Consider the following 25,899-nt stretch of genomic DNA (forward strand, 5'->3'; position numbering starts at 1 on the left):
GGTTACTTCCGCAATCGAGTCATTGTGCCTGAGCACTATGCTCATAGAGATCAGTTGCGCCGTCACCGTGTATCCACACACCACGTCCTCCCCCAAGGAAACCCATAGAGTTCAACGCATATCCCGGCGGCCGGAAAGTTTGCACAGTCTTTCCGTCATTCATCGAGATCAATGCAATTTGTGAATCAGAGCCTTTGTACGGAAGTCCGATGAGTGCATAGCGCCCATCGTCGCTAATCGCCGGATTTGGATACTGGGTCTTTCGATGAACGGTCGCGCGAACGTCCCAAAGCTGGCGGCCTGTTTCGAGATCATGCAGGGCAGCGATAACGCTTTCGACTGGCTTGCAAGGTGGCGTCGTCGGTCTCCTCCGCAAGGCGTCAGGCTCACTTACGTCCTCATAGCCGCCGTCGCAGTGCTGTCGGGCGACCAAGAGACGCGATCCATCTCGCGATATTGCTATTTTGTTGTGGCGCTCTTTGGGGTCAGAATAGGGACTTAACAATATCCGCGGCCGCTCGCCTTGAGTCCACACGGCCCATTGGTTGAGAGCGAGCAGAACGGCGCGCACCTTGCCGTTTTGCAACCTGGTGGCTGCGGCGTTGTCAAGGTTGGCGATGTAATGTTCCTTGCTGATCGCTCTGAAGACGTCGAATGGAAGCGTGTCGAGCACTGTCCCGCGTCTTGCATCGACAATTGCAAATGTCGGATTTTTGTCGTGACGCTGCGGCTGATATGATGCGCCCCTTGCGCCGAAGCGAGCGAGAGCCAATCCGTCACCACCTGCCCACAACAGCCCGTCCAGTGGACCCGCCGCATGACGAGGTGGCTCAAAGAGCTGGATGCGGTTGTCCTCCAAAGCGATGAATGCGGGTTGCAGGCCCGACCTGTTTATTCCATCGGGGCCGATGTTTTCGCGCGTCGCAGTCCAGACGCCGGCCGAGTTCGATGCCCATCTATAAGCGGGGACGGAGCGATCAGCATCACTGAATTGCCACAACGCACCCATGGCCAGCGGATGGCTTCTCCAGTCATTCCCCGCATCGAGCCGCGCGATGTGCAACACCTTGCGCTCCGCGGCGAAGTGAGTACCGCCCTCGAGGTAGACGACGGCATTGCCATTCGGCGAAACTATTGCAACCTCCCGGAAATCAAGCGCAACGCGTTGGGAAAAACCCTTCGTACGGTAGTAGGGAACGCTGGAATTGACCGCCTCGGCAGCGCGCGCCGCTTGGACCCACCCGAGGGACCAAGCGGTCGCACATAGCGCTATTGAGACGAGGAATTGACGTCGCATCGTTCGATATTGCGTCCGAGTAGTTAAATACGTTGGAAGAAATTCATTCAAATCCATCAGGGAATGCTCCGCTCAGAAAAGCATCACCTTCGCCCGGGCAGCCACGCGACAAATCCGGCCTCACCCAGCCGCTTCATCACTTCCTCCAGATGCACGCGGTCGCGCGTTTCGATCACGACCTCTAGCAGGGTGCCCTTCGCGGGCAGGTCGGAGAAGGTGCGCTGGTGCGAGACCTCGATGATGTTGGCGCCGGCGTCCGCAAGCAGCGCCGAGACGGCGGCGAGCTGGCCGGGACGGTCGACAATGTCGATCGCGATCTGCGTGAGCCGTCCCTCGCGCGCGAGCTCGCGGGTCAGGACGGAGGCGATCAGCCTTGTGTCGATGTTGCCGCCGGTCAGCACCAGGCCGACATTGCGGCCGGCAAAACGCTGCGGCGCGGCCAGCACCGCGGCGAGGCCCGTGGCACCGGCGCCCTCGACCACGGTCTTTTCGATCGCGATCAGCATTGCAACCGCACGCTCGATCTGGTCTTCGGTGACGAGCACGATCTCGTCGACGAGATGACGGATGATTTCGGTGGTGATCCGGCCCGGCACCTTGACCGCGATGCCTTCGGCCAGCGTATCGCCGCGCATCGGCAGATGCTGGCCCTTGATGGCGTTGTACATCGAGGGATAGAGCTGCGCCTGCACGCCAACGATCTGCAACTCCGGCTTCAGCGATTTGGCCGCAATCGCCATGCCGGAAATCAACCCGCCGCCGCCGATCGGGATCACCAGCACATCGAGCTGCGGCACCGAAGCCAGCATTTCGAGCGCGATGGTGCCCTGGCCCGCGATGATCAGCGGATCGTCATAGGGGTGGATCATGGTCAGCTCCTGCACCTTGCCATGCGCGCGTGCGAACTCCGCGGCCTCCTCCAGGGTCTTGCCGGAAATAATCGTCTCCACGCCGTGACGCCTTGTGTTCTCGATCTTCACCATCGGCGTGCCGATCGGCATCACGATGGTTGCGGGAATGCCGAGCCGGTTGGCATGATAGGCGACGCCCTGCGCGTGGTTGCCGGCCGACATCGCGATCACGCCGCGCCGCCGTTCCTCCGCCGACAGCACCAGCAGCCGGTTGAGCGCGCCGCGCTCCTTGAAGGTCGAGGTGAACTGCAGGTTCTCAAATTTGAGCCAGAGATTGCATCCGCAGATATCGCTTAGCGTCCGGCTCTGATCGCATTCGGTGATCATCACCGAGCCGGAGATGGCAGCGGAGGCAGCCCTGACGTCATCGGGCGTCACGGCAAGGCCCGCTTCGGGCGCGCGCTGGTTCGGCGGGACATTCTTGGGAGCTTTCGGCATCGGGGACGGCCTCGTTTGGGAGGCCATCCTATAAGCCTATTTCGCCCGATGTGCCTCCTCCGAATCTCGCAAAATCCCCGCCCCATGAACATGGGTGTCGCAAAAAGCCGCGGCGGCGTTACAGTTGGCCGGGCTGCAGGAACAGCGGCCGGAGTTTTCAGATGAATTCACTGAGCGAGAGATCGAAGGCAGAAGCCATCACGGTCGTGCTGGTCGAGGACGACGCACCGACGCTTTGGCGGCTGCAGGATGCGCTGGCCAAGGCCGGATACCAGGTCAGGGCCGCCGGTACGCTCGCGGAGGCACGCGCCTGTCTCGCGCAAGGCGCACCGAAAGTGTTGCTGACCGACCTTCAACTGCCCGATGGCCACGGCGTCGATCTGATCCGCGAAACGCGTCGGCGCTATCCCGATACCGAAATCATGGTGATCTCGATCCTCGGCGACGAGGAAAGCGTGATCTCGGCAATTACTGTCGGCGCCACCGGCTATCTGCTCAAGGACGCCTTCCCGACCGACATCGCCGCCACCGTGCGCGACCTCGTCGCCGGACATTCGCCGATCTCGGCCTCGATCGCCCGCTTCATCGTGCGCCGGACCCAGAACACGCCCGAGCCGCCGCCCGGCCCGGCGCTCAACACCACCAAGCTGACGCCGCGCGAGATCGATATCCTCTGGGGCATTGCCAAGGGCTTCAGCTATGCCGAGATCGCCAGCCATCTCGGCCTGTCGCGCCAGACCGTGCCCGGGCATATCAAAAACATTTATCGCAAGCTCGAGGTGCACACCCGGGGCGAGGCGGTGTTCGAGGCGGTTCAGCAAGGCTTGATCAAGCTGTGAACGATCATGGGGACGATGCGCAACCGGACTTGTCCGGCAGCGAGCGGCGGCGGCTGCAGACGTCCCGACTGATTCAGTATCTGCTGCTGCAGGCGGTAATCGCGGCCGCCTGCGTTCTCGCGCTGCTGCAGTCGCTCCCCGGACCTCCCGCTCAGTATCAGCTCACGGCGTTCAATCTCACCGAATCCGGGATCAAACGCGCGGTGACGCTGCCGTATTTCTCCTCGTTACGGAACGCAATGCACGATCCGCCGCGCTTCAGCGGCCACTTTGTCCGTCCAGCCGGCGACGCTGCGCAGGCGTGGTCGGTGTTCCTGCCGCGTTTCACCAATGGCGTTGAGGTCACGATCAACGACGTCGTGATCCTCGACAGCCGGCGCGATCCCGCCGCCAACCGTCCCGACCGCAATACGCCAGCGATCGCGGTGATCCCGGCATCCGTGCTGCGCGACGGCGACAACACGATCGCGATCCGGCTGTTCATCTGGGGTCCGATATCAGGCTTCCTCGATCGCATCTGGGTCGGCCCGGATGAAGCATTGCGTCCGACCTACAATCTCAGAACATTGGTGTTCGTCACATTGCCGGTGGTGTTCTCATCCTGGCAGGCGATACTCGCGGTCATCCTCGGCATCATGTGGATGATGCGACGCCACGAGCCGGCCTACCGCGTTCTGGCGGGGGCGATGGCCGTCGGTGTCGGCCAGGCCTTCCTGCAAACGCCGATGGGCGAGACGCCGTTTTCCAGGCTCAATGTGATCCTGATTTCGTCGGCGCCGATTGAAAGCGCGCTGGTGCTGATCTTTGCACTGCTGCTGTCGGGCTGGAAGTGGCAGCGCTACGCCTGGATCATCTTCACTCCGGGCATCGCCTTGGCGCTGGCCGGACTGTTCGGAAATCAGGCGCTGGTGCGCGCCCTTTTCCTGATTGTCGCCGTGCCAATGGTCGGCGTCTCGCTTCTCATCATGGCTGTTGTCACGGCACGCTCGACGCTGCAACGGCAAAACGTCGCGAGCTTCCTGCTCGGCTGCGCCGTCACGATCATGCTGACCTGCTGGATCGTCGATCTGCTCTCGGTGTTTCAGGTACTGCCGAACCGCATCTTCGTCTCGCGGCTATCCTATTCGGTAATGCTGGTGGCGATCGGCGCCGGCCTGACCTGGCGGTTCGCCCGGGCGCTAAACCAGGTCGACGGTTTTGCCGGCCGCCTGGTCACCCAGGTGCGCGAGGCGGAAGAGAAGCTGAAGGTCAGCTTCGCCCGCGAGGAGGAACGCGCTCGCGCCGCGGCGCTGGCGCGCGAGCGCACGCGGCTGATGCGCGACCTGCATGACGGGCTCGGCGGCCAGCTCGTCAGCATCGTGGCGCTGAGCGAGCGCGGCAACGGCAGCGCGGGGATCGGCGACGCGGCGCGCGCGGCACTGAAGGATCTGCGCCTTGTCATCGATTCGATGGACGATATCGGTGGCGATCTGATGCTGGCGCTGGGTTCGTGGCGCGAACGTGCCATGGCGCAGCTTCGTCCGCATGACATCGCGCTCGACTGGCGCGCGGTTACCCCGCAAGGCCTGCCGGTTCATCCCGAGCTGCGGCCCTGGCACGTCATCCAGATCGTGCGACTGTTGGATGAGGCCGTGACCAACGCGGTCAAGCATGCCGGGGCGCGGCGTGTCACGGTGCGGATCGAGACGCTGGCCGGCGCGGACGGCCTCGAGCGCGGCTGCATCACCGTCGAGGACGACGGCAATGGCTTTGAGATCGCACCTGACGGCGGGGCCGCAGGCGCGACCAAAGCCGGGCGCGGCCTGCGCAACATGCGAAGCCGGGCGGCGCGATGTGGCGCGGAGCTGGAACTGAGCTCCTGCGCCCAAGGGACTGATCGCGGGACTGATCGAGCGACGGCTCGAGGAACACACGTGCGGCTGACATTGCCCCACCGCTTTCCCGACAGCGACGGCGCGATCGGCTGACTGCGGATTTTAAGTTTACGCGTTTCCTTTAGGCGAACCGGTGCCTATCCTCGGATCAAGTCCGAGGACACGCTTCGTTTGAAAACGCTTTGCCTCAGCGGCGGCCGACGCGATTGACCGGACCGCCACGGTTCATGGGGGTACCAGGACGAACGCCGACGCCCGGAGCACCAACGCCGACGGCGGCTACTCCGACGACCGGCGTCGCAACCACAGCCACTGGTGCGGTCGGCCGCGCCACACAACCCTTCGGCACGCCGACCGTCTTGCAGTAAACCACCGCTGCCTGGGCCGAACCCACCCCGCCCAGCGCGAAGGACGCAAGGACTGAAACCGCAGCAAGCGTCAGACCGGCGCTCAGCCAACCTGTCTTCTTCAACATGTGTCATCTCTCCCGAATTGGGCGTGCAGCTCTTTGCGATGTGCCGATCGGTCACCGCAGCCGACGCGAGATGTACATGAGCCAACGCTGGCTGCGGCAACATCCCATGAAAATGGTGTGAGCGCGCGCGGGACACCCAAAGCCCGCTTTCCGATGCCCATGAACATGGCATGGACCCCGCGCGCAACCTCGACGAGCTTTCGCGCACTTTCAATCACTCCATTCTTGTTCGAAAGGTGATCCATGATGAAATCGATCCATGCCGCGGCCGCCGCGCTGATCTTCTCGCTCGCCGCCGGCTCGCTGGCTCATGCGCAATCCGGTCCCACGCCCCAGGAGCAGATGGCCTGCCGTTCGGATGCCGGAAAACTCTGCGCCGAGCACATCGGCAAGCCGCCGCAGATGAATGCCTGCCTGCGCGCGAACAAGGCGAAGCTGTCGGATGGCTGCCGCAAGGTAGTGGAGTCGCACGGCGGTTAGACGCCTGTCCGGAAGGTCGCCACCAATTCTTTGGACAAACGCGTTCGCGGGGCGATCACGCGCAGACAAGAGGAGCGCGATGACGTTCCAGAGTCATCACGCTCCGACGCTTGCACTCGCTGCAATAGAATCAATCATCCTGATCGAACAGCCTGATCCGCGGCATCTCGCTTCTCGCCGGCTCAGCGAACATGTCCCTTCGCACTGGCTCGCCAAAGAAGCCCCTTGGCTCGCCCTCTTCGCGAATCCTGATCCGCCGCGGCTCGGTCGCCTCACGGACCCTGTCCTCGACGACATCGAGCTCCTGTTCGCGTAGCTGCTGCTCACGTGGCTGCTTCCATCGGCGCTTGTCGGTCCACTGCTGCTGCCGCCGTTCGGCGCGCCGCTTTTCGACCGCCGCTCGCTTGATGTCAGCGTCACTGGCGCGGGCGTGGGATTCCCGCGGCGCAACGGTCTTTTCGTCAGCTTGTTCGGCGGGCCTCGAAGGTTGCGGCGGTGACGGTGCGGGTTGCGCGGCCGCGACGTTGTTGGCGATCTTTTCTTCGGCAGGTGGAGCACTGGCAGCGGGTGTTGCTGCCTGCGTTTGCGGGGGCGGTTGCGTCTGGGGCTGTGGCTGCGCTTGCTGCTGCTGCGCTTGCTGCTGCTCTTGGGCAGGCGCGGGCACCGGACTGGTCGCGGCCGGCGCAGCCGCATAGGGCACCGGCTCTGCGGGCGCCGTGGAGACGGGGATCGGTTCCGCCGACATCCTGCGTTCCAACTTGGAGACCGTCTGCACAGGCGGGTTGACGATATTCGCGGCAAAATAGCCACCGCCGAGACCGACAGCGACCGCGACGACCACGGTTCCCGCCCCTGCAAAATAAGCCGTTGATGTCCGCATGATTCCGGCTCCCTCATCCTCGCGGGCAACGCGTGGATGGGGTCGATGTTCCGGCGGGCAGTGGGAGGAGATTGGAACCGGCGCTGCAATCGCAGCGCTGCGGCTCAGATCATCGCAGCGACTTTTTCCAGACCGATGATGCGGGCGAGCGAGCGGACCTCGCTCTTCTGGTCTTCACGCAACTGGAAGAGCAGCGGCATCGCCGCCGATTTCAACTGCTGGACTTCTGCGGAATCGGGATCGATCGGCACGCCCGGTGCATTCGGGTTGGCTTGACGGCCCGCGTGAATCTTGCGGGCGACGGCGCGCAATGCGGTTTCCACCGGAGGCCAATAGTATTCCTGCGATGCAGACAGTTTCAGGCGGTCCTTGATTCCGGCGATCTGCGCGTCGCTGAGCAGCGCGTAGTTTTTCTGCGGTTGCGGCGGCGGCTTGGCGACGGCCTTGGGTTTTGGCGGCGGCGCAGCCGGCGTTGCGGTCGTCGCGCTAGGGGCAACCTCCTTCGGCAGCCCGATATCGGCAGGTGCGGTCGACGCATAGGCCTGGCGCAGCGGCTCGCTCAGCGCCGCGGTCTGCGGCGGCTCGAAGGCGGCTGTGGCGTAGCTCACGACGGCAAGCCGATCCTTCTTGCTTTCCTTGTTCGACACCGGCGCCTGGACGGCGACAGCAGAAGTGGCAGCCAGTTGGGGCGGCGCCGCGGGTACGCTGTCCCGGCCGATGATCGCAGTGACGGCGGCGCCGACCACGAGAAAACAGATCAGCGCGACAATCGTCATTGTTTTGGTCAAAAAGGTCTCCATTCCCGCCGATGTTTGGCCCTTTTGCCGAAAACTGGATGACAATTGAGGCTTTACGATGCCGATGGGAGCCCTGATGCGATCGAAAAAGATGGGGAAATCGTCTCAAAAACAGCCGAAATCAAGCCGCCGCGGCCAGTTCATAGACTTCCTGGATGTCGGCAACGATCTCGGACGCCTCCCACAGGGCGCCGGGGGCGACCGCCTGCAGCGTAACGGTCCAGTTGCTTTTGCGGCTGCGGGGCAAGCTGACGACATCGAATTCAATGCCGCGGCAGAGCGGATGCCGATCGAGCGCAAACATCACCCGCCGCCGCAGCTCATCGATGGTCACGGGGGTTTTGGCAGCGAGATGCCGATCGAAATCCATTCCACGCCCCTTCCATTTGCTCATCGCTCGCCGTGGCGGCGGATCATCCTCTGGGGCTATTGTTGGGGCGGATATGGTTAACGGCGCGTTAAGAGCGGCGGGGCAAGCCCGGCCGGCGGAAGCGGAGCAGCAGGGCATGGCGGAATCGGCGGCAGCGACGACAATGGCCACGACCGGTCCGTCGGTCCGCGCGCCGTTGGCGGCCGCCACGCTGGTCTCGGCAGTCACGCTGTCGGCCGCGACCTTCGAGCTGGCGATGGCGGACTGGCCTTCCGGCTTCGTGCTGCTCCTGGTCGTGCCGCTGATGGCGCTGTTGTTCTGCGGCTGCGCGCTGTGGTCGGCGACGCTCCTGCTGCGCATCCAAAAAGGCGGGATGAAATTCGCTCTCCCCTTTCTGGTCTATGCGCTGACCTTTGTCGTTCTCGTCTACGCCCCGCTGCACCAGATCGCCCTGCAGCAGAATTTCAACTGGCACCGCAAGACGCGCGAACGGATCGTGGCGCGGATCGAGGCTGGCGAACTCAAGCCGAACGTCAGCCACAACAAGAACCTGATCGCGCTCGGCGACGGCGAGCCCAATGTTTCCGCAGGCGGCAATGAAGTCGTGATCGATGAGGCTGACGAAGGCACCTATGTGCTGTTTCTGACCACGCGCGGCCTGAAGCACTATTTCACCGGCTTCTTGCGCGTGCCGCCGGGCGGCGATCCCAAAAAATTCTTCGAGTTCGAGGACAAGCCGCCGAGCCAGCTCGTCCGCTACGGCGGCGATTGGTATTTCGTGGCGAACTGAACGGCTTTCGGGCGCCATGGACCGGCGACGGTGCCGAGCGCGATCCCGCCGATGATCAAGGCCATCACGAGGAAGAGCGAAGGCTCAAGCGGCTCTTTCAGGATCAAGATCGCGCTGCAGATTCCGAACAACGGCGTCGCGAGAAGGCACAGCGACGTCGTGACCGCTGGCAGGCTGCGATTCACCATCGTCATTGACCAGTTGGCGAACGCCGTGCAGACGATGCCGCTGTAGAGCATCAGGGCGGCAAGACGCGCGGTCCACACGATGTGCGGCGCGCCCTCCATCACCCACGCGATGCTCGCGAGCAATGCGGCCGCCAGCAGCACCTGCCAGAACACCAGTTGAAACGGCGTCGAAATCCATTTGTGCGCGCGGACGTAAACAATGTTGGCGGCCCAGCAGAACGCCGCGATCAGGATCAGGCCGCTGCCGAACAGCGCGTTGCGGTCGCTCCAGTCCAGCGTCTGCGGACTGAAGATGACGGCGAGGCCGGCCAGGCCGAAGCCGATACCGATCACGCGCTTTCGGGTGATGTCTTCCGACAAAAACAGCGCGGCTCCGATCGCCACCCATAGCGGTGTCGTATAGCCGAGCACGATCGCCCTGCCTGCCGGCACGAACTGAAGTCCGGCCGCCACCAGCGCGGAAAACGCCACCAGGTGCAGGATCGAGGTGCAGAACACGACCGGCAGGTCGCCGCGCTTCGGCACGATGAAGGCCCCCTGCGCCCACAACATTGGCGCAAGCGTCGCCGCGGCGATCATGCAGCGTATCGCCGTTGCCCATAGGGGAGGTACGTCGTGCACGACCATCTTCGTCACCGGCCAGTTGGTTCCCCAGGCGAGCACGACACCGGCAAGCAGCGCCGCCGCGCTGCGGGTTGAAAGTCCGCTGGTCATCTCGAACAGATCCCGTCATAAGCCGATATTTGCCTAGCCTTCCAACTGGCACTAATGAAAGAACCAGTTTTTGCGAAATGATGGGGCCAGTTGTGGACGACCTGCTGCCCGGAATGCTGCATCTGGAGCGCGACGGCGGCGAGACGCTGACGCGCCAGCTCACCGACCAGTTGCGCCACCTCATCACCGAAGGACGGCTCGCACCCGGCCAGCGCCTGCCCTCGAGCCGGCAACTCGCGCAATCGCTGGCGCTGTCGCGCAACACCGTCTCGTTTGCGATCGAGCAATTGGCCGCGGAAGGCTATGTCGCCCTTTCCGCCGGACGTCGCACGATCGTGGCCGATGGCCTGACGCTCGATCGCCGCAAGCTGTCATCGCGCAGCAGCCGCAGCGGACGCGCGCGGATCAGCGTGTCGGCCTGGGCAAGCAGCCTGCACCGGGCGAACTGGCCGCCGCTTCATGCCGGGCGGCCCCGGCCCTTTCAGCCAGGGCTCGCCGACGAGCGCGAGTTTGCGCACGATGAGTGGAGCCGGTACCTGCGGCGCGCGGCGCGGAACGCCCTGTTACGCCGCGATCGTCCCATCAACCATCCGCCGCTACAGCAAGCCCTGCTGAGGCATCTCGCGGTTCATCGCGGAATCAAGGCCGAGGCCAGCCAGGTCCTGATCGTGCCGACAGCGCAAGCCGGCTTGACGCTGACGGCCATGGCGATGCTCGAACCGGGTGATCACGCCTGGATCGAAAGTCCGGGCTATGGCGGCGCCAACGCCGCCTTCCATGCCGCCAGCGCCATTGTCTCCGCCATACCGCTCGACGCGCAGGGCATGGCCATCGCCGCTCGCAAGGAAACGCCGCGGCTGATCTTCGTCACCCCGTCGCACCAGTACCCGACCGGGCGGCTGATGCCGATCGGCCGCCGCCTCGAACTTCTCCGTTTCGCCGAAGCCGCGGACGCTTGCATCATCGAAGACGACTATGACGGCGAATTCCACTATGAGGCACGCCCGGTGGCCGCGCTGCAGGGGCTGGCGCCGTCACCGCGCGTATTCTATCTCGGCACCTTCTCGAAGGCGACCTATGCGGACATTCGCATCGGCTACATTGTCGTTCCGGAAGCGCTGATCGGCCACTTTGAACTCGCGCAGCGGCACATGGGAATGCTGACGTCGATCATGATGCAGGACGCGCTGGCCGAATTCATCAATGCAGGCGCCTATCTCGGCCACATCAGACGGATGACGCGTCTATATAAGGCGAGGCGCGACCACATGCTGCAGGCGCTAGCCGCCGAAGCAGGCGACCGTCTCAGCGTCGAAGCTCCGGCCGGCGGCATGCAGTTGCTGGCAACGTGCCGCCGCCAAACCAACGATCAGGAACTGTCAGCACGGCTGATCGAGGCCGGCGTCGTCAGCCGGCCACTGTCGAGCATGCTGTATCACAGGACCGGCGAGCAGGGTTTGTTTCTCGGCTTCGCCGCGTGGAACGAGAAAGAGATCGACCAGGCCGCGCGCATCCTGGGACGGATCGTGCGCTGAGAGATGCAAATGCCGTCTCGTGGCCAACAAAGCTAGCCCGCCGCCCGTCGGAGCTGCGCATTTGCGGCCACATCGGCAGCCGCGGGAACCTGCATCAGGATGGTTTGACTTGTGGGCGCGATCTCGACGCCGCACTCCTGGAATTGCCGCTTCATGCGGCGGTTGAACTCGCGCTGCACCGGCCAGCGGCCTGCATCGCTGCAGCGGATCTGGCCGACGATCGAGGCCATCGAGCCGTCCACCTTGTCGACGCCCCACAATTCGAGATCGCCGCGGATCAGGTGCTGGAATTCGGGCTCGCGGCGCATTTCGGCGACGATATCCTTGAGGATCTGGCCGGCGCGGTCGGTGTCCTCCTTGTAGGAGACGTTGACGCTGACGGCGGCGTTACCGGCGCCGCGGCTCGAATTGGTGATGGTCGTCACCGCGCTGAACGGCACGATGTGCACCGAGCCGTCGCCGGCACGCAGGCGGAGCGTGCGGATCGAGACGTTTTCCACCACGCCCGACAGGCCCGACAGCGTGACGGTATCGCCGACCTGGACGGTATTCTCAAGCAGGAGAAACAGCCCGGTGATGAGGTCCTGCACCAGTTTCTGCGAGCCGAAGCCGATGGCGATGCCGACGATGCCGGCGCCGGCAAGCAATGGCGCGACGTTGACGCCGATCTCGCTCAGTGCAGTCAGGCCGACGACGATGACGATCAGACACAGCAGCGCCGTCCGCAGCATCGGCTGGAAGGTGCGCAACCGCGCCGCGCGCGCATAATGGCCCTCACGGGACAGCGCAGTGATTTTGCGATCGAGAAGCGCGTTGCTGACTTCCCAGATCGCAGCCGCCACTAGGGCGGCAACACCGACGGTCACCACCGCGGACAGTAAGCGGCTGCCGATCTGGCCGCCATAGAACCAGACGATGGCATCGACGCCCCAGACCTCGAGGAGCGCAACGAGGCCAATGAAGGCAATCACGGCCGAGACGATGTTGCGCAGCAGCGGCAAATAACGGTTGGCGCGGGCCTCCAGGCCCGGGAAGCGCTGCAGAAGATCCGGGCTGATGCGAAAGCCGCGATCGATCAGGCTCAGCACGAGCAGGGTCGAGAGCCGCACGATCAGCGCGACTGCGATGGTGCCGACAAAATACTGCAGCAGCAGCGCATAACCGTTGCGGATATTGAGCGCCCACACCGCCCACAGTGCGAGGTCGAGCGCGATCGCAAGGTAGTGCCAGAGGCCGGCGACGCGATTGCGAATCCTGGCCGCGGCGTCCGTGCGGCCGGCCGGGGCGCGAATGGCATCGGCGACCGGCCTCCGGCACTGCAGGATAATGACGACGATGAACAGATGCACGACCAGCATCACCAGGCGGAGCAGCGCGGCGTAGCCGGCGCGATGCAGGCCCAGAAGCAGCGCCACGTTGGCAAAGGCGATGCCGGAGACAGCCACCGTCACGATCCGCCGTGCCCATATCTCGGTATAGGCGGCAGTTTCGGCGCGCACGCGGATCAGGCCGAACGGCCCGGCCAGCGCCCGCACCACGCAGATCAACGCGCGCGACAGCGCATAGGCGTTGACGACCGCGAGAATCACGAGCCGGGTTGTTGCGTAATAGCCGATCCCGGTGCCGAGCAACGTCGTAGCCATGCCGATGAAGACGAGCACCGGAAGCAGTTCGAGCACGAGACGCCCGAGCACGAAAGGCAGCCTGACCAGCGACTGCCACGTGCGCGCCAGGCTGAGCCGCCGCCGCTGCTGCGCGGGCGCCGCGGCAATATCCACCGTCGACGATGGCGGATCGGCTACCGCCAGCGTCGTCGCCGGGGCCGGCGCCATTTGCGGAAGCCGCGCTTCCAGGAGCGCCACCGGCCGCTTGATGAGCCGGAAGACCAGCCACTCGGCGGCAAGCGCGCAGATGAACACCAGCGCCAGCTTCCAGGCGATATCGAGCAACTGATGATAGGCAGACGGATCATTGGCGGTCCGCACGAACCAGTAGTAGAACGCGCGGAAATGCGTCAGCGTGCGCACCGCGTCGGTGACCTCGCGCGAAATCTCGCCGACCTGCTCGGACACCGCCAGCAGAAGCTGTGCGCCGAGGCTGTCGGCCGTGAGCGGTATCGCGGATTTCGGCTCGCCGGCCGCGGCCTGTTGCGGCGAGGCATTGGCGACCGCGCGCAGCGTCTCGATCACCTGTGCGCGCTTCTTCTCGTCGGAGAGCGTATCGAGCGCCCGCCTGGCCTGATCGGGCGTCAAGGCTTCGGCATTGCCGGCGGCAGGCGCAGCCGGCGTCGAGCCTTGCTGTGCGCACGCCGGGAACGCGTACAGGACGAAGACTAGTAGGATCGAGGGGAGCAGCTTGTGCGACACGAAGGCCTCTCGAATAAAATGAGCCCGACGGCAAAACCGAAATCGGTTTGCCTTCGCGCGTGCGTCATGTCGGATTGCCTGTTTTCGCCGTCGTCTTGTGTCGGAAGTTTGCCACTGCGGCGGTTTTCTCTTGGCATTTGCCCGCATCGCAGCCATGCCGCGCGTCGCGCAGGGAACTTGGCAAATCACGGCAACATGAAGCGCGAACGGAGGGACCTAGCCAAGTCTTATGCGGGCGGCGGCTGCACGATACTCTGCGAGCGTCCGCGCGACCATCTCCTCGACGGACAACAGCTCGGTCACCCCCGTGACGGAATGACCCGCGCTCCAGATGTCCTTCCAGCGCTTAGGGCCGTTCTCGAGCGCGCCGATATCGATATCCTTGGCGATATCGATCGCGCCGCGCGCCGGCAAATCGTCCGGATCAAGGCCGGCGGCCTCGATCGAGGAACGCAGCATGTTGGTCTGCAAGCCTGTGAAGGCTTTGGTCAGCAGGATGTCGTCGGCGCTGCTGGCGACCAGCATCTCCTTGTATCGCGCATCCGCCATGCTCTCGCGCGTCGCGATGAATTTGGTGCCCATATAGGCGAGGTCGCAGCCGAGCGCTTCGGCCGCGCGCAGGGCGTGACCATCCGCGATGCCGCCCGCCAGCACCAGCGGGCCGTCGAAGAAGGCGCGTACCGCGCGCACGAATACGAAGGGATTGAGCCAGCCGGTCTGGCCGCCCGCGCCTGCCGTCAACAGCACCAGCCCATCGGCACCAGCGGAGACCGCGCGTTCGGCATGGCGGATGGATGCGACGTCGGCAAACACCAGCGCGCCGGCATCGCGCAACGGCTTCAATACCGGCGCCGGCGAGCCGACGGAGGTGATCACCATTTCCGGCCGGTGACGCAGCAGCACCTGCAGATCCTGCTCCAACCGCGTATTGGAGCGATGCACGATCAGATTGGCGCATACAGGCGCTGCAGGCTTGCCGCTTGCATCCGAATGCTGCTTCAGCCGGTCATCGATGTCCGTTAGCCATTGATCGAGTTGTTCGGGGCTGCGGCAATTCACGGTCGGAAACGAACCGATCACGCCGTTGCGGCAGGCGGCTACCACCAGGTCTGTGCCGGAGACGAGAAACATCGGCGCCGCAATCAGCGGCAGGCTGAGGCGGTCGCGAAAGCCCGCAAGCAGATCGATCGACGGCAAGGCGTTGTTCCTGACTTGAGCCGCTTGCTTGTTGTGCTAGCGTTAGTTGTTGGCTTGACGCGTTTTCTTCACGCGAACCGGTATCCACTTCGCTCGAACACGCTATAGTAAAGCCGAATGCAGACGAACTGATCAAGCTGGTCAAGGCCAGGAGAGGGTCGGCGCACGCGCCCAAGCACATCAAGTTCGTTAGCGAGTTGCCGATGACCGGCGTCGGCAAGGTCGACAAGAAGGTGCTGAAGGCAGGCTTCTGGACCAGCCGCGAGCGGATGATGGGGAAGCCTCGCGACCGTGAAGCGTGTCCCGGACGCGGTGCGGCACGAAGTGACGCTCCGCAGAGCCGGGGTCCACGCCCCGGCTGCTGGGTCCCGGGTCAGCAGCGCACCACGTCGCGAAGAGCGACGCGCTGCGCAGCATCCGGGACACGAGAGCTATGTTTGCGGAAAGAATTCCGGCCACATCGCCCGCCACTTTTCAGCGAGCGGCCGGAAATCGCTTGGCCCGATCTCGTGGCATTCAGCATTGGCGGCCGGTTGGATCCAAGGCTGCGCGCTTCGCATGAACATGTGGGCAGCCGGGTTCAACCATCTGGTCTCGCCGAGGGTTCCCGCGCGAATATTGATGGATTCCGGGCGTTCCGCACGTTCGCCGTAGATTCGACCGCCACAATCTCCGCAGAACCAGGATGTGACATCGGCACCGGTCGGGGACGGACGACGCCATCCCTTCGGTTCGCCCTTTAGCAGGTGAAAGTCCTTGGTCGCCACTGGCATGTTGAGCGCAAATGCGCTGTCGGACGCGGTTTGGCAATCCGTGCAATTGCAGGTGTAGAGCAGCAGCGGAAACGACGATATCTCGTAGCGGATTGCGCCGCACGAACATCCGCCGGTCATTGGAAGAACAGGCTGCACCGAATTCATGGTCGGACCGAAGCTAGACGGTGCAATCTTAAGCAGAAAGCCGCCCCGCGCAACCTCGTCGGTGTCGCCCCTCAGCCGACCGAGCCCTTTCAACCGGCCATGCGCCTTTCGGCGGCAGCCTTCTTGTCGAAATTATTGGGCACTTCGATGTCGACTTCGAGCGTCGAGACCGTCTTTCCGCGCTCCAGCTTGACGATGACCTTGTCGGGGTCGAGCATCACGTGTTTCGACACGACAGCGAGAATCTCCTCGCGCAGCGTGACCAAAAGGTCGGATTGGCCGAGCAAGCCGCGCTCATGTGCCAGCAGAATTTGCAGCCGTTCCCGCGCGACCGGGGCGGTTGCATTGCGGCCACCGAACAGCCGCAGCAAGTTCAAGCTCATGCAGCCCTCCGTCCCAGCAGCCGATTCATGAAGCCCTTGCGCTCGGCCGGCACGGTCATGGCGACCTCTTCGCCCATCAGGCGGCGCGCGGCATCGATATAGGCGCGGGCCGGCGCGCTCTCGGCGTTGTTGAGCGTCACCGGCGTGCCGACGTTGGACGCCTTCAGGACGTCCTGGCTCTCTGGGATGATGCCGAGCAGAGGCGTCGCGAGGATTTCCAGGATGTCGTCGATGTTGAGCATCTCGCCGCGCGCCGCACGCGCCGGATCATAGCGGGTGATCAGCACATGCTTTTCCACCCGCTCGCCGCGCTCCGCCCTCACCGTCTTCGAATCGAGCATGCCGATGATGCGGTCGGAGTCGCGCACCGAGGACACTTCGGGATTGGTGACGATGACGGCTTCGTCGGCATAGCGCATGGCGAGCGTCGCGCCGCGCTCGATGCCGGCCGGGCTGTCGCACAGAATCCAGTCGAACCGGCTCCTGAGCTCGGCGATAACGCGGCCGACGCCCTCGTCTGTCAGTGCGTCCTTGTCGCGGGTCTGTGAGGCCGGCAGCAGCCAGAGATTTTCCAGCCGCTTGTCGCGGATCAAGGCCTGCGGCAGCTTGGCCACGCCCTGTACCACGTTGATGAGATCGAACACGACGCGGCGTTCGGCGCCCATCACGAGATCGAGGTTGCGCAGGCCGACATCGAAATCTACTACCACGACGCTTTGCCCGCCTTGCGCAAGCGCCGCGCCGAGCGCGGCCGTCGAGGTAGTCTTTCCAACGCCTCCTTTGCCAGAGGTAACGACCAGGACCTTGGCCATACGTGATCTCCTTAGCCGGTTAATTCAGCGGGGTAATTTTCATGGTCTCGCCCTCCAGCCAGGCCTGTGCCGGGCGATTGCGGAGCGAGACGTCGATTTCTTCAGCAGTCTGGTAGTAGCCGTCGATGGCAAGCAGCTCGGCTTCGATTTTCTGGCAGTAGATTCGCGCGGCCGAATTGCCGTTGACGCCTGCCATGGCGCGGCCGCGCAGCGTGCCGTAGATGTGGATCGATCCGCCGGCGACGATCTCCGCGCCCGAGCCGACCGAACCCAGGATGGTTACATCGCCTTCCATGAAGACGATGGACTGGCCCGAACGGACCGGGGTTTCCAGCAGCAGCGAGGTCGGCTTCGGCTTGGGTTCGGGCTCGGACTTCTGCGCCGGCTCGTTTCGCGTGATCACGCAGGCGCGGCCGCCGGTCAGCAGCGGCGGCATGTTGGCTGCCAGGCGCTCTTCCTCCACGCCTTCGATGCCGAGAACGCGGATGTTGCGCTCGTTCAGGCTGCCGAGCAGATGGGCGATGGCGGAGCTTGAGAGGTCAACGGCTGAGAGATCGAGCACGATCGGCTTGCCGACGAAATAGCCGGGCGAGCGCGCCAGCGTGGCGTCGATCTCGGCAAGCCAATCCACAATCGGCACGACGGGACTGAACACGAACGCTACGTACGAACGGCCGCGCAGCCGAACCAGTTGACGCGTGGGATCCGTTCGGACGTCCATGATGTTCGACTCGCCTTTCTTATTGAATGGTTAAGAATCGACGAACTTGGTTAACGAGTAATTAATGCGAAAACGCGCGGTGCGCGCAGAAGACGGCGGAACAGGCCGGGAATCCGGCGCATTTGTGGCCGATTCCAGCTGCTAATCGGGGCAGACGCGCGCCAAAGCCTTTGAAAACAGGGATGCGCGCGGTTGTAGTTAACAGAGCCTCAACTTACTTTCGTCACGTTTCCGACCTAAATTCGTCCTTGCGCGGCTCCAACAAACTTATGTGTGCTGTCGGACTTCCGGGTCTGGCAGCTCAATCCGTCGGGCAGACGGACATTTGCCGGCAGGGGACGAGGGCAGTGGAAGCCGTGGGGATGGCGTGGTCGCGAGATTCGGTCTCGCAGACAGGTGTCGGGCTTAAGGACGACGCATCACGCCTTGATTCAAATCTTCCGAATGAACTCGACAGCGAGCGGAAAGCGGACGCGGACGATACCGCGCGCCTCTTCCATCACCTGGAAATTCTGTCCGGCGCGTCCGCAGCCGTTTCGCCGCCAACCAATCCGCCGGATCATCCGACGGGCGCCATGAGGAGTGAGCGTATGAGTAGTGTGAGTGAGCAGGACCATATCAATCCGCGCGATCCCCTGTACTACGCGCCGCGTTGGCTACGTGAGCGGTCGGCTTCCCGGCGCGATTCTGGCCCCGCGACGACGCCGTTTTCTCCGGCGTCTTTCGACACCCAGCTCGAGAGCGCCGTCTCCAACGCGCTGCGCCACCCGCTCGACCCTGAGGTGATGCACGAACCCGACCTGGAGTCGAAAAAGGCATTGTGGAGCGTCGCGGCGCGCTTTGCGGCCGCGATCGGCGTCGCGGCTCTCGTGGCCCTGTTCTTTGTGGTGGCGGTGCCCGGATCGGGGCAGAGCGACGGTGAGCAGGCATCGGCCTTCTCCGGCCTCGCGCAGTCGATCAAGAGCGCGCTGTCACAATCCGGAGAGGCTTCGCAAAAGCCTGCGATCAACGAATTCCAGTCGCTTCTCGCCTCCACGCCGCCGAGTGCGCCGGCGCAGTCGGAGCAGTCGGGACAATTGCTCCAGCAGTTCATGCAGTGGCGTGAGAAGCCGGATCAGGCCGCGCCGCAACGCGCCAACCCATGATCCAGATGGAAGAATGACAATGCCCAAGGAGCGACTTTCCACCATCCTGTTCTCAAGGAGTTTGCCATGACCTCGCGCCGGATCACCTTGCTGGTCGGGGCCGTGCTGTTCGGTATCGCGGGCAGTGCCCAGGCTGCCGGCGACATTGCGATCGTGCGCGACCTTGCCGGCCGCGTCGGCCCCGTGATCGGCTCGGCACAGGCGTGCCGCGACATTGCCCGTCCCCGCATCCAGACCATTGTCGACAAATTCACGCTGGTGATCCGCGAGGCGTCGTCGAACGAGGCGGAGCGTTCTGATCTCACCCAGACGTTCGATCGCAGTGTGGCCGACGGCCGCGCCGCCGTTACCTCGGGCCGGATCGATTGCATCCGCGCCGACCGTCAGCTTGCCGATCTCGAACGCTCGATCGCAGGTCCCAGCCTCTCCAGCGTCATCGGCCCATCGCCCGCCGCCGCGGCAACTGCCGCAAACGCGGCGACCGCGCCGACCGCCAACGTCCCGGCCGGTCCGCTGCCGCGCGGCATCAGCGAAAAGGAAATCCGTTTCGGAATCGCGGCCCCCTTCTCCGGCTCCTCCAGGGAGCTCGGCCGCCAGATGAAGCTCGGGATCGAGACCGCCTTCAACCGGATCAACGATGCTGGCGGCATCGACGGGCGAATGCTCAAATTGTATGCCGCCGACGACGGCTATGAACCCTCGCGCACGCTCGATGCGATGAAGCAGCTCTATGAAAAGGACCAGGTGTTCGGCATCGTCGGCAATGTCGGCACACCCACCTCGGCGGTGGCGATCCCCTATGCGCTCGAACGGCGGATGCTGTTCTTCGGGGCCTTCACCGGCGCCAACATCCTGCGCAACGATCCGCCGGACCGTTACGTTTTCAACTATCGCGCCAGCTACGCCGAGGAAACCGACGCCGTCGTTCGTTACCTCGTCAAGATACGCCGGCTGCAGCCCCGGCAGATCGCGGTCTTCGCGCAGCAGGATTCCTACGGCGACGCCGGATTTGCGGGCGTTGCAAAGGCGTTCCGATCGATGGGCGTCAACGACGGTGCCATCCTTCGGCTCGGCTATGCGCGAAACACCGTCGACGTCGATGATGCGATCAACCAGTTGAAGGTCGCGAAGCCGCCGATCAAGGCGGTCGTCATGGTCGCCACCTACCGGGCCGCGGCGAGGTTCATCGAGAAGACGCGCGACCTCTATCCCGGCATGATCTACTCCAACGTCTCGTTCGTCGGCTCCACCGCGCTTGCCGAAGAGCTGAAGCTGCTGGGACCGCGTTACACCAACGGCGTGATCGTGACGCAGGTGGTGCCGGCGGTGTCGGGCTATTCGTCGGCCGTGCTGGAGTACAAGAACGCGCTCGCCAAATATTTCCCCGGCGAGGCGCCCGACTACGTGTCGCTCGAAGGCTATGTCGCCGCCAACGTCCTGATCCAGGGCATCAAGCGGGCCGGGCCTCAGCTCGACACCGAGAAGCTGATCGATACGCTGGAGACCATGCGCAATCTCGACCTTGGTCTCGGCACCTCGCTCGGCTTTGGCCGCTCCGAACACCAGGCCTCGCACAAGATCTGGGGCACGGCGCTCGATGAAAGCGGACGCTACCAGGCGCTCGATCTCGAATGACCGGGAAGCCGCGATCCCAGTGATCGCGGCTTCATCGCGCCGTGTAACAGCGCTCAGCGCTTGTCGATGACCAGGCTCTGGATGGCACGGCCGAAATAGCCGCGCTCGTCGCCGAGCCGCGCCATGGCGAGCCCCGCGCCGTCAGGACCGATCCAGGACTCGGCATCAAGCAGGATCCAGTCGCCGACCGGCTCCCGCGCAAAGTTCACGGTGAGGTCGGCGTTGAGAAAGGTCCATTCGCGGAAATCCAGCACGGCCGAGGTGCCGTTGCAAAAATCCGCTGCCGCCATCGCCCGCATCGCCTGCGACAGCGCCGCGCCTTCCACGATCGGTCGGTCGACGCGGTACCAGATCGCGCCCGGGCCGGGCGAGCCGAACCGGCCGCGGGCGGCCCGCAGCGACATGCCTGATACGAATGGGCTGGAGGAAAAATCCGCAGGCTCGACGCGCGATCGATCCGGCCCCGATAGCTCGATCGGCTCTATCGCGGCCTCCGCGGGCAGTTCCTGGGCCTGCACCTTGATCTTCAGCACGGTGGCCGCGACCACCACCACCCCTTCGGCAAGCAGCCTAACGGCGCAAAGCTGGATCTTGCGCCCCTCGCGCAGGACTTCGCTCTCGATTCTGAGCGGCGCCACCGGCACCGGGCGCATCAGGTCGACGGTCGCGCGCGCGATCCGCATGGGGACTGGCGTCGCAATCCGCTCCGCTGCCCATACGACGAGCGCTGCCGGCGGCGAACCATGCTGCATGCTCGGGTCCCATGGTCCCGCGGCAAACGGGCTGGTGACGACGTCGTTGCCGTCAACGCGAAAGATGGCTTCCATCGGATGAGAGGTCTTGGCGATCAAGGGACGAGCTTCTTGCCTGCTCCCGCGGGACGAGTCGAGCCCACCGCGGGCGGAGCGCTGCGCGCTATTCGCTGGACGTCGAGATCAGAACGGCGCGTCAAATGAACGCCATGCCGCCGTTGAGAACGATGGTCTGCCCGGTCATGTAGCTGTTGCCGAGCACCATCGCGACAGCTTGCGCCACCTCGTTGGCCTGCCCCATGCGGCCGAGCGGGATGTTGCGCGCCAGATCGGTGCGGCCGCCCATCATGTCGGTCTCGATCAGCGACGGCGCCACCGCGTTCACCGTGATGCCGTCCTTGACAAGCCGCGCCGCGTAGCCGCGCGTCAGCCCTTCCATGCCGGCCTTGGACGCGTTGTAATGCACGCCGATGGCGCCGGCACCGCGCGCCGCGCCCGACGAGATGTTGACGATCCGGCCCCATTTGCGCGCCCGCATCGCCGGCAGCACGGCTTGCGTGCACAGGAACGCCGATTTCAGGTTTACGGCAATGGTGCGGTCGAAATCATCCTCGGTGAGATCATCGACGCCGCGCACGATCGCTAAGCCCGCATTGTTGACGAGAATGTCGATCGGGCCGAGTGCGGCGGCGACCTGTTCGACCATGGCCGTAACGGCCGCAGCCTGCGAGACGTCGGCCGCGACCGCGATGGCACGGCCGCCGCCAGCCTTGATGTCCGCGACAACCGCATCAGCGTCAGCCGCGCGCTCGCGGTAATTGACTGCAACCGCGGCGCCGGCACCCGCCAGCATCCGCGCAATCGCCGCGCCGATACCGCGGGACGCGCCCGTTACCAGCGCAAAACGGGCGCTCAGATCCTGTCGGGCCATCATCGATCCTCCGTCGCATTCACGACGGGGCGCGCCCCGCAACACGCATTACAACGCGGGGTCGACCGCCTCGTCATATTCCTTCTTGAACCGCGCGATCAACTCGGCGGCCGGCACCACCTTGCCGATACCGCCGATACCTTGGCCACTGCCCCAGATCTCCTTCCAGGCTTTCGGCTTGGTGCGCTCGCCGGAAGCGTCGGTGCCAAAGCTCATCTTGGTGGGATCGGAGGTCGGCAGGTCGTCGGGGTTGAGGCCGGCCTTGACGATCGACGGCTTGAGATAATTGCCGTGCACGCCGGTGAACAGGTTCGAATAGACGATGTCCTCCGCCGACGAGGACGTGATCATTTCCTTATAGGCCTCGACCGCGTTGGCCTCCTCGGTCGCGATAAAGGCCGAGCCGATATAGGCGAAGTCGGCACCGAGAATGCGCGCCGCGCGGATCGCGCGGCCGTTGGCAATCGCGCCCGACAGCGCGATCGGCCCGTCGAACCAGGCACGCGTCTCCGCGACGAAGGCAAGCGGCGAGATCGTGCCGGCATGGCCGCCGGCGCCGGCCGCCACCAGGATCAGGCCGTCGGCCCCTTTCTCGATCGCCTTGTGCGCGAATTTCTGATTGATCACGTCGTGGAAGACGATGCCGCCCCAGTTATGCGCCGCCTGGTTGAGATCTTCGCGCGCGCCGAGCGAGGTGATCAGCATCGGCACCTTGTACTTCTCGCAGACCGCAAGGTCGTGATCGAGCCGGTTGTTGGACTTGTGAACGATCTGGTTGACCGCAAACGGCGCCGACGGCCGCTCCGGATGCGCCCTGTCATAGGCCGCAAGTTCTTCGGTGATCCGCGCCAGCCACTCGTCGAGCAGCGAGGCCGGCCGCGCGTTCAGCGCCGGAAACGATCCGACCACTCCGGCCTTGCACTGGGCGATCACGAGATCGGGCACGGAGATGATGAACAGCGGCGACCCGATCACCGGTATCGACAGGCGGCCCTTGAACAGCGCGGGCATGGACATTGAGAGACGATCCTTCGGTTATTCAAGCAGTGTGGCTCAAAGAGTTGCCAGACGTCATACCAAGCAGCAAGGCAATCTTTCCAGTGTCAATTATTGCGTTTTGACGCTGGCCGCGATGCGTTTGCGCATCTCTCCGGGAGCTGAAGGTGCGCTACTGGCAGAGCGCCCTGGTCACGTAATTTTCGGTCTTGCAGTCGCCCGGCTGGCGCTTGTAGCCCGGCAGGTACACTTTCGGCGAGCATTTCTCGGCCGCATCGGTGTCGAGGCTTTTGCCTTCCTTGAAGCCCTTGCTCTGGCACAGCCGGTCGGCGCCGGCCTTGCAGTCCGGCGCGCCGTTGGCCGCCACGAGGCAGGCCGCACGACCGCTCACCATGAGCGAGGGTCTTGCGATATTCGACAGGCTCTCGCCGGCGCCCTTGGCGCCCGCGTTGAAATCCTCGATGGTCTCGCCCGGGCTCTTCAGCGGCGGCAGCAGCAATTTTGATTTCTCGAACAGCTTTCCGATCTCGTTGATCAGGCCCGGATTCTCATCGCGCGGCGGGCCCGAGGGCTCGATCTGCTGCGACCCCGGCGGCGCCGGCACCGGCTGCTGGGCCGGCGACTGCACGCCAAGCGACGGCGGCGGGGCGGCCTGCGGCCAGCCGGCCTCGACAGAGATCGCCAGCATCGATGCAGCGAGGCCCGCAGTCGCTAGCTGCGCCCCGAACAGCTTGAGCAAGCAGCCTATCCGATCGGACATGACACGAAACTTAGCCTGAAGCCGGGATGCCGGCAAAGCGCTAGACCAGCCTGAACGCGATGTAGAAGCCGAGCACCAGGACGACGGCGCCGATGGCCACCCATGTGCCGAGGCGCTTTTCCAGCTCGGCCCGGATCAGGTCGCCATAGCGGTTGAGCAGCACCGCGACCACGAAGAACCGCCCGCCGCGCGCCACGATGGAGCACAGGATGAACAGCCAGATGTTATAGCCGGCAAACCCCGAGGTGATGGTGACGAGCTTGTAGGGGATCGGCGTCAGGCCCTTGAGAAGAATGATCACCGCGCCCCATTCTGCATAGGAAGCGCGGAAGGTTTCGACCTTGTCGCTGAGGCCGTAGACCGTGATCAGCCAGTGCCCGACCGAGTCGTAAAGCAATGCGCCGATCGCGTATCCGACGATGCCGCCGGCCACGGACGCGATCGTGCAAACCGTCGCGAACCACCATGCCTTCTTCGGCTGCGCCAGCGACATCGGCAACAGCATGATGTCGGGCGGAATCGGAAAGAACGAGCTTTCCGCAAAGGCGACCGCCGCCATGATCCAGAGCGCGTAAGGCTTGTCGGCGGCGTCGATGCACCAGTCGTAGGTCCGTTTGAGCATGCGCGCATGAACCATCATGGAGCGGATTTGTCCATGCCGGAAAAGCTCGGATTTTGAACCGATTCAGCGTCGCTTTTGAATGGAGTGGCCTTCCAGCGCGACAATTCGCCGCCTGAGCGCCGGAGTTGGTGTCGTCTTGGGCAGCTTGCCCGGTGCGGTTTTGGGCGCCTTGACGGCCTTCGGCATCTTCTCGGCGATGCCGAGCAGATCCTCGCGCCGCTCCATTTCGCGCCAGACATCCTCCGGCTTGACGCCGGCCGCTGCCCACAGGACGGTCAGGTTATAGAGCAGATCGGCGCTCTCGCGGACCACCGCGTCGGTCTTGCCGTTGACGGCATCGATCACGACTTCGATGGCTTCCTCGGCGAGCTTCTTGGCCATCTTGGAGGGGCCGCGCTGAAACAGCCGGGCGGTGCGCGACGTTGCCGGATCGAGGTCCCGGGCCGCGATGACAGCCTGATAAAGCCGTTCGAGCGAATCACTCATCCTGCAAGCCTAATGCAAAGCCATGGCCCGCGTGTTAACGGCCGCACCTGCAACCAAAAAAAATCCACCGGCCACGCCGGCCGGTGGATTCATCTTTAACAGCGGGTGGCGGTCGTCGCGGTTACCAGCCGCCATAATAGGGGCTGCCATAGTACGGGCCGTGCCCGTAATAGTACGGTGCCGGGCGCCCGTAATAGGCCGGACCGCCATAGTAGCCGTAGTGGTCATAGTAGTAGTCGCGGCGGTTCTGGGCGGCGGCGATCGCAAGTCCAGTGCCGACAATGCCGGCAAAAGCCGCTGCTGCCGCGGCACCACCACCACCGCGATAGTGCCGTCGGCGGGCGCTGATATCGGTCACGTCACTGGTCCCGGTCGATGCTGTAACGCCCTTGCCCGAGGTCGCGGAGCCGGCGAACGTCGTGGTCGGCGCGACTGCCGTCAGCGCCACGGCCACAACCGTCGCCACCGCACTGGCGCGGCCAATCGATGAAAACACTCCTTTTCGCGCAAACATCTCGACATCCTCCGTGGGAGCTGGCCTGACGGGCCTTCGATAGCTAACCCCGGAGCGGATACTAGGTTCCC

At 64.2% G+C, this 25,899-nt stretch carries 27 protein-coding genes and 1 pseudogene; 8 read left to right on the forward strand and 20 right to left on the reverse strand.

What is annotated here, in order from left to right; translation table 11 throughout:
• Positions 1-19 precede the first annotated feature (19 nt).
• Together HCN50_RS21625 and HCN50_RS21630 are read right to left on the reverse strand one after the other, a co-directional pair.
• Positions 20-1,354, reverse strand: a complete 1,335-nt coding sequence (locus tag HCN50_RS21625) for a hypothetical protein (RefSeq protein WP_171711694.1) — start codon at positions 1,352-1,354, stop codon at positions 20-22.
• Between the two features lie 26 nt (positions 1,355-1,380).
• The gene (locus HCN50_RS21630) at positions 1,381-2,646 is read right to left on the reverse strand and encodes a threonine ammonia-lyase (protein ID WP_171711695.1); all 1,266 of its coding nucleotides are present in this window, start codon (positions 2,644-2,646) and stop codon (positions 1,381-1,383) included.
• Positions 2,647-2,807: 161 nt separating this feature from the next.
• Here HCN50_RS21630 and HCN50_RS21635 point away from each other — a divergent pair, with 161 nt between their 5' ends.
• Positions 2,808-3,485, forward strand: coding sequence for a response regulator (locus HCN50_RS21635; RefSeq protein ID WP_376700309.1), 678 nt, complete (start codon positions 2,808-2,810; stop codon positions 3,483-3,485).
• Complete coding sequence (locus HCN50_RS21640) at positions 3,482-5,452, forward strand: sensor histidine kinase (RefSeq protein WP_311968097.1); 1,971 nt, start codon at positions 3,482-3,484, stop codon at positions 5,450-5,452. Before HCN50_RS21635 ends, HCN50_RS21640 begins: the two co-directional genes overlap by 4 nt.
• Positions 5,453-5,546: 94 nt before the next feature.
• On the opposite strand, the gene HCN50_RS21645 is transcribed toward HCN50_RS21640, so the two are convergent.
• Positions 5,547-5,834, reverse strand: coding sequence for a hypothetical protein (locus HCN50_RS21645; RefSeq protein WP_171711696.1), 288 nt, complete (start codon positions 5,832-5,834; stop codon positions 5,547-5,549).
• 246 nt (positions 5,835-6,080) lie between these two features.
• Between HCN50_RS21645 and HCN50_RS21650 the strand changes: the two genes are divergently transcribed.
• Entirely contained in the window at positions 6,081-6,314 is a 234-nt protein-coding gene (locus HCN50_RS21650) for a hypothetical protein (RefSeq protein WP_171712034.1), read from the forward strand.
• Between the two features lie 130 nt (positions 6,315-6,444).
• On the opposite strand, the gene HCN50_RS21655 is transcribed toward HCN50_RS21650, so the two are convergent.
• The 3 genes from HCN50_RS21655 to HCN50_RS21665 form a co-directional block, all read right to left on the reverse strand.
• On the reverse strand, positions 6,445-7,194 hold the full coding sequence (locus tag HCN50_RS21655) for a hypothetical protein (protein ID WP_171711697.1): 750 nt from the start codon (positions 7,192-7,194) through the stop codon (positions 6,445-6,447).
• Between the two features lie 104 nt (positions 7,195-7,298).
• A complete protein-coding gene (locus HCN50_RS21660) occupies positions 7,299-7,982 on the reverse strand; it encodes a hypothetical protein (protein ID WP_171711698.1) in 684 nt (227 codons plus the stop codon).
• Between the two features lie 130 nt (positions 7,983-8,112).
• Positions 8,113-8,361, reverse strand: a complete 249-nt coding sequence (locus HCN50_RS21665) for a hypothetical protein (protein ID WP_171711699.1) — start codon at positions 8,359-8,361, stop codon at positions 8,113-8,115.
• Between the two features lie 136 nt (positions 8,362-8,497).
• On the opposite strand from HCN50_RS21665, the gene HCN50_RS21670 reads away from it, so the two are divergent.
• On the forward strand, positions 8,498-9,151 hold the full coding sequence (locus HCN50_RS21670; RefSeq protein ID WP_171711700.1) for a hypothetical protein: 654 nt from the start codon (positions 8,498-8,500) through the stop codon (positions 9,149-9,151).
• Here HCN50_RS21670 and HCN50_RS21675 read toward each other — a convergent pair.
• On the reverse strand, positions 9,118-10,053 hold the full coding sequence (locus HCN50_RS21675; protein ID WP_171711701.1) for a DMT family transporter: 936 nt from the start codon (positions 10,051-10,053) through the stop codon (positions 9,118-9,120). The genes HCN50_RS21670 and HCN50_RS21675 overlap by 34 nt on opposite strands.
• A 92-nt stretch (positions 10,054-10,145) precedes the next feature.
• On the opposite strand from HCN50_RS21675, the gene pdxR reads away from it, so the two are divergent.
• Positions 10,146-11,588, forward strand: coding sequence for a MocR-like pyridoxine biosynthesis transcription factor PdxR (gene pdxR / locus HCN50_RS21680; protein ID WP_311968098.1), 1,443 nt, complete (start codon positions 10,146-10,148; stop codon positions 11,586-11,588).
• A gap of 32 nt (positions 11,589-11,620) precedes the next feature.
• Here pdxR and HCN50_RS21685 read toward each other — a convergent pair whose 3' ends face one another.
• Together HCN50_RS21685 and HCN50_RS21690 are read right to left on the reverse strand one after the other, a co-directional pair.
• Positions 11,621-13,954: a mechanosensitive ion channel domain-containing protein gene (locus HCN50_RS21685; RefSeq protein ID WP_171711702.1), complete on the reverse strand. Its 2,334-nt coding sequence runs from the start codon at positions 13,952-13,954 to the stop codon at positions 11,621-11,623.
• 216 nt (positions 13,955-14,170) lie between these two features.
• The gene (locus HCN50_RS21690; protein WP_235977128.1) at positions 14,171-15,151 is read right to left on the reverse strand and encodes an NAD(P)H-dependent flavin oxidoreductase; all 981 of its coding nucleotides are present in this window, start codon (positions 15,149-15,151) and stop codon (positions 14,171-14,173) included.
• 110 nt (positions 15,152-15,261) lie between these two features.
• Here HCN50_RS21690 and HCN50_RS34505 point away from each other — a divergent pair.
• Positions 15,262-15,429 (forward strand): annotated as a pseudogene (locus tag HCN50_RS34505) (AMP-binding protein); the annotation flags it as partial.
• 153 nt (positions 15,430-15,582) lie between these two features.
• Here HCN50_RS34505 and HCN50_RS33740 read toward each other — a convergent pair.
• The 4 genes from HCN50_RS33740 to minC form a co-directional block, all read right to left on the reverse strand.
• Positions 15,583-16,071 (reverse strand): GFA family protein, encoded by a 489-nt coding sequence (locus tag HCN50_RS33740; RefSeq protein ID WP_311968108.1) that lies wholly within the window; start codon positions 16,069-16,071, stop codon positions 15,583-15,585.
• Positions 16,072-16,160: 89 nt separating this feature from the next.
• The gene (gene minE, locus HCN50_RS21700; protein WP_171711704.1) at positions 16,161-16,454 is read right to left on the reverse strand and encodes a cell division topological specificity factor MinE; all 294 of its coding nucleotides are present in this window, start codon (positions 16,452-16,454) and stop codon (positions 16,161-16,163) included.
• A complete protein-coding gene (gene minD, locus HCN50_RS21705; protein WP_171711705.1) occupies positions 16,451-17,266 on the reverse strand; it encodes a septum site-determining protein MinD in 816 nt (271 codons plus the stop codon). The genes minE and minD overlap by 4 nt, the downstream gene beginning before the upstream one ends.
• Positions 17,267-17,285: 19 nt before the next feature.
• Positions 17,286-17,987 carry a septum site-determining protein MinC gene (minC, locus tag HCN50_RS21710; RefSeq protein WP_171711706.1) on the reverse strand — a complete coding sequence of 234 codons (702 nt, stop codon included), beginning with the start codon at positions 17,985-17,987 and terminating at the stop codon, positions 17,286-17,288.
• 362 nt (positions 17,988-18,349) lie between these two features.
• Between minC and HCN50_RS21715 the strand changes: the two genes are divergently transcribed.
• Together HCN50_RS21715 and HCN50_RS21720 are read left to right on the forward strand one after the other, a co-directional pair.
• A complete protein-coding gene (locus tag HCN50_RS21715) occupies positions 18,350-19,132 on the forward strand; it encodes a hypothetical protein (RefSeq protein ID WP_235977132.1) in 783 nt (260 codons plus the stop codon).
• 66 nt (positions 19,133-19,198) lie between these two features.
• Entirely contained in the window at positions 19,199-20,767 is a 1,569-nt protein-coding gene (locus HCN50_RS21720) for an ABC transporter substrate-binding protein (protein WP_171711707.1), read from the forward strand.
• Positions 20,768-20,820: 53 nt separating this feature from the next.
• Here HCN50_RS21720 and HCN50_RS21725 read toward each other — a convergent pair whose 3' ends face one another.
• From HCN50_RS21725 to HCN50_RS21755, 7 genes are all read right to left on the reverse strand, one after another.
• On the reverse strand, positions 20,821-21,594 hold the full coding sequence (locus HCN50_RS21725) for a thioesterase family protein (RefSeq protein WP_171712041.1): 774 nt from the start codon (positions 21,592-21,594) through the stop codon (positions 20,821-20,823).
• 121 nt (positions 21,595-21,715) lie between these two features.
• Positions 21,716-22,450: an SDR family NAD(P)-dependent oxidoreductase gene (locus HCN50_RS21730; protein WP_171711708.1), complete on the reverse strand. Its 735-nt coding sequence runs from the start codon at positions 22,448-22,450 to the stop codon at positions 21,716-21,718.
• A gap of 48 nt (positions 22,451-22,498) precedes the next feature.
• The gene (locus HCN50_RS21735; RefSeq protein WP_171711709.1) at positions 22,499-23,467 is read right to left on the reverse strand and encodes an NAD(P)H-dependent flavin oxidoreductase; all 969 of its coding nucleotides are present in this window, start codon (positions 23,465-23,467) and stop codon (positions 22,499-22,501) included.
• 151 nt (positions 23,468-23,618) lie between these two features.
• Complete coding sequence (locus HCN50_RS21740) at positions 23,619-24,134, reverse strand: hypothetical protein (RefSeq protein ID WP_235977169.1); 516 nt, start codon at positions 24,132-24,134, stop codon at positions 23,619-23,621.
• Positions 24,135-24,246: 112 nt separating this feature from the next.
• Entirely contained in the window at positions 24,247-24,828 is a 582-nt protein-coding gene (locus tag HCN50_RS21745) for a YqaA family protein (RefSeq protein ID WP_171712045.1), read from the reverse strand.
• A gap of 63 nt (positions 24,829-24,891) precedes the next feature.
• On the reverse strand, positions 24,892-25,314 hold the full coding sequence (gene hisE, locus HCN50_RS21750) for a phosphoribosyl-ATP diphosphatase (RefSeq protein WP_171711710.1): 423 nt from the start codon (positions 25,312-25,314) through the stop codon (positions 24,892-24,894).
• Positions 25,315-25,435: 121 nt separating this feature from the next.
• Complete coding sequence (locus HCN50_RS21755) at positions 25,436-25,828, reverse strand: hypothetical protein (RefSeq protein ID WP_171711711.1); 393 nt, start codon at positions 25,826-25,828, stop codon at positions 25,436-25,438.
• Positions 25,829-25,899: the final 71 nt, after the last annotated feature.

Source organism: Bradyrhizobium archetypum (genome assembly GCF_013114835.1).
GTDB lineage: Bacteria > Pseudomonadota > Alphaproteobacteria > Rhizobiales > Xanthobacteraceae > Bradyrhizobium > Bradyrhizobium archetypum.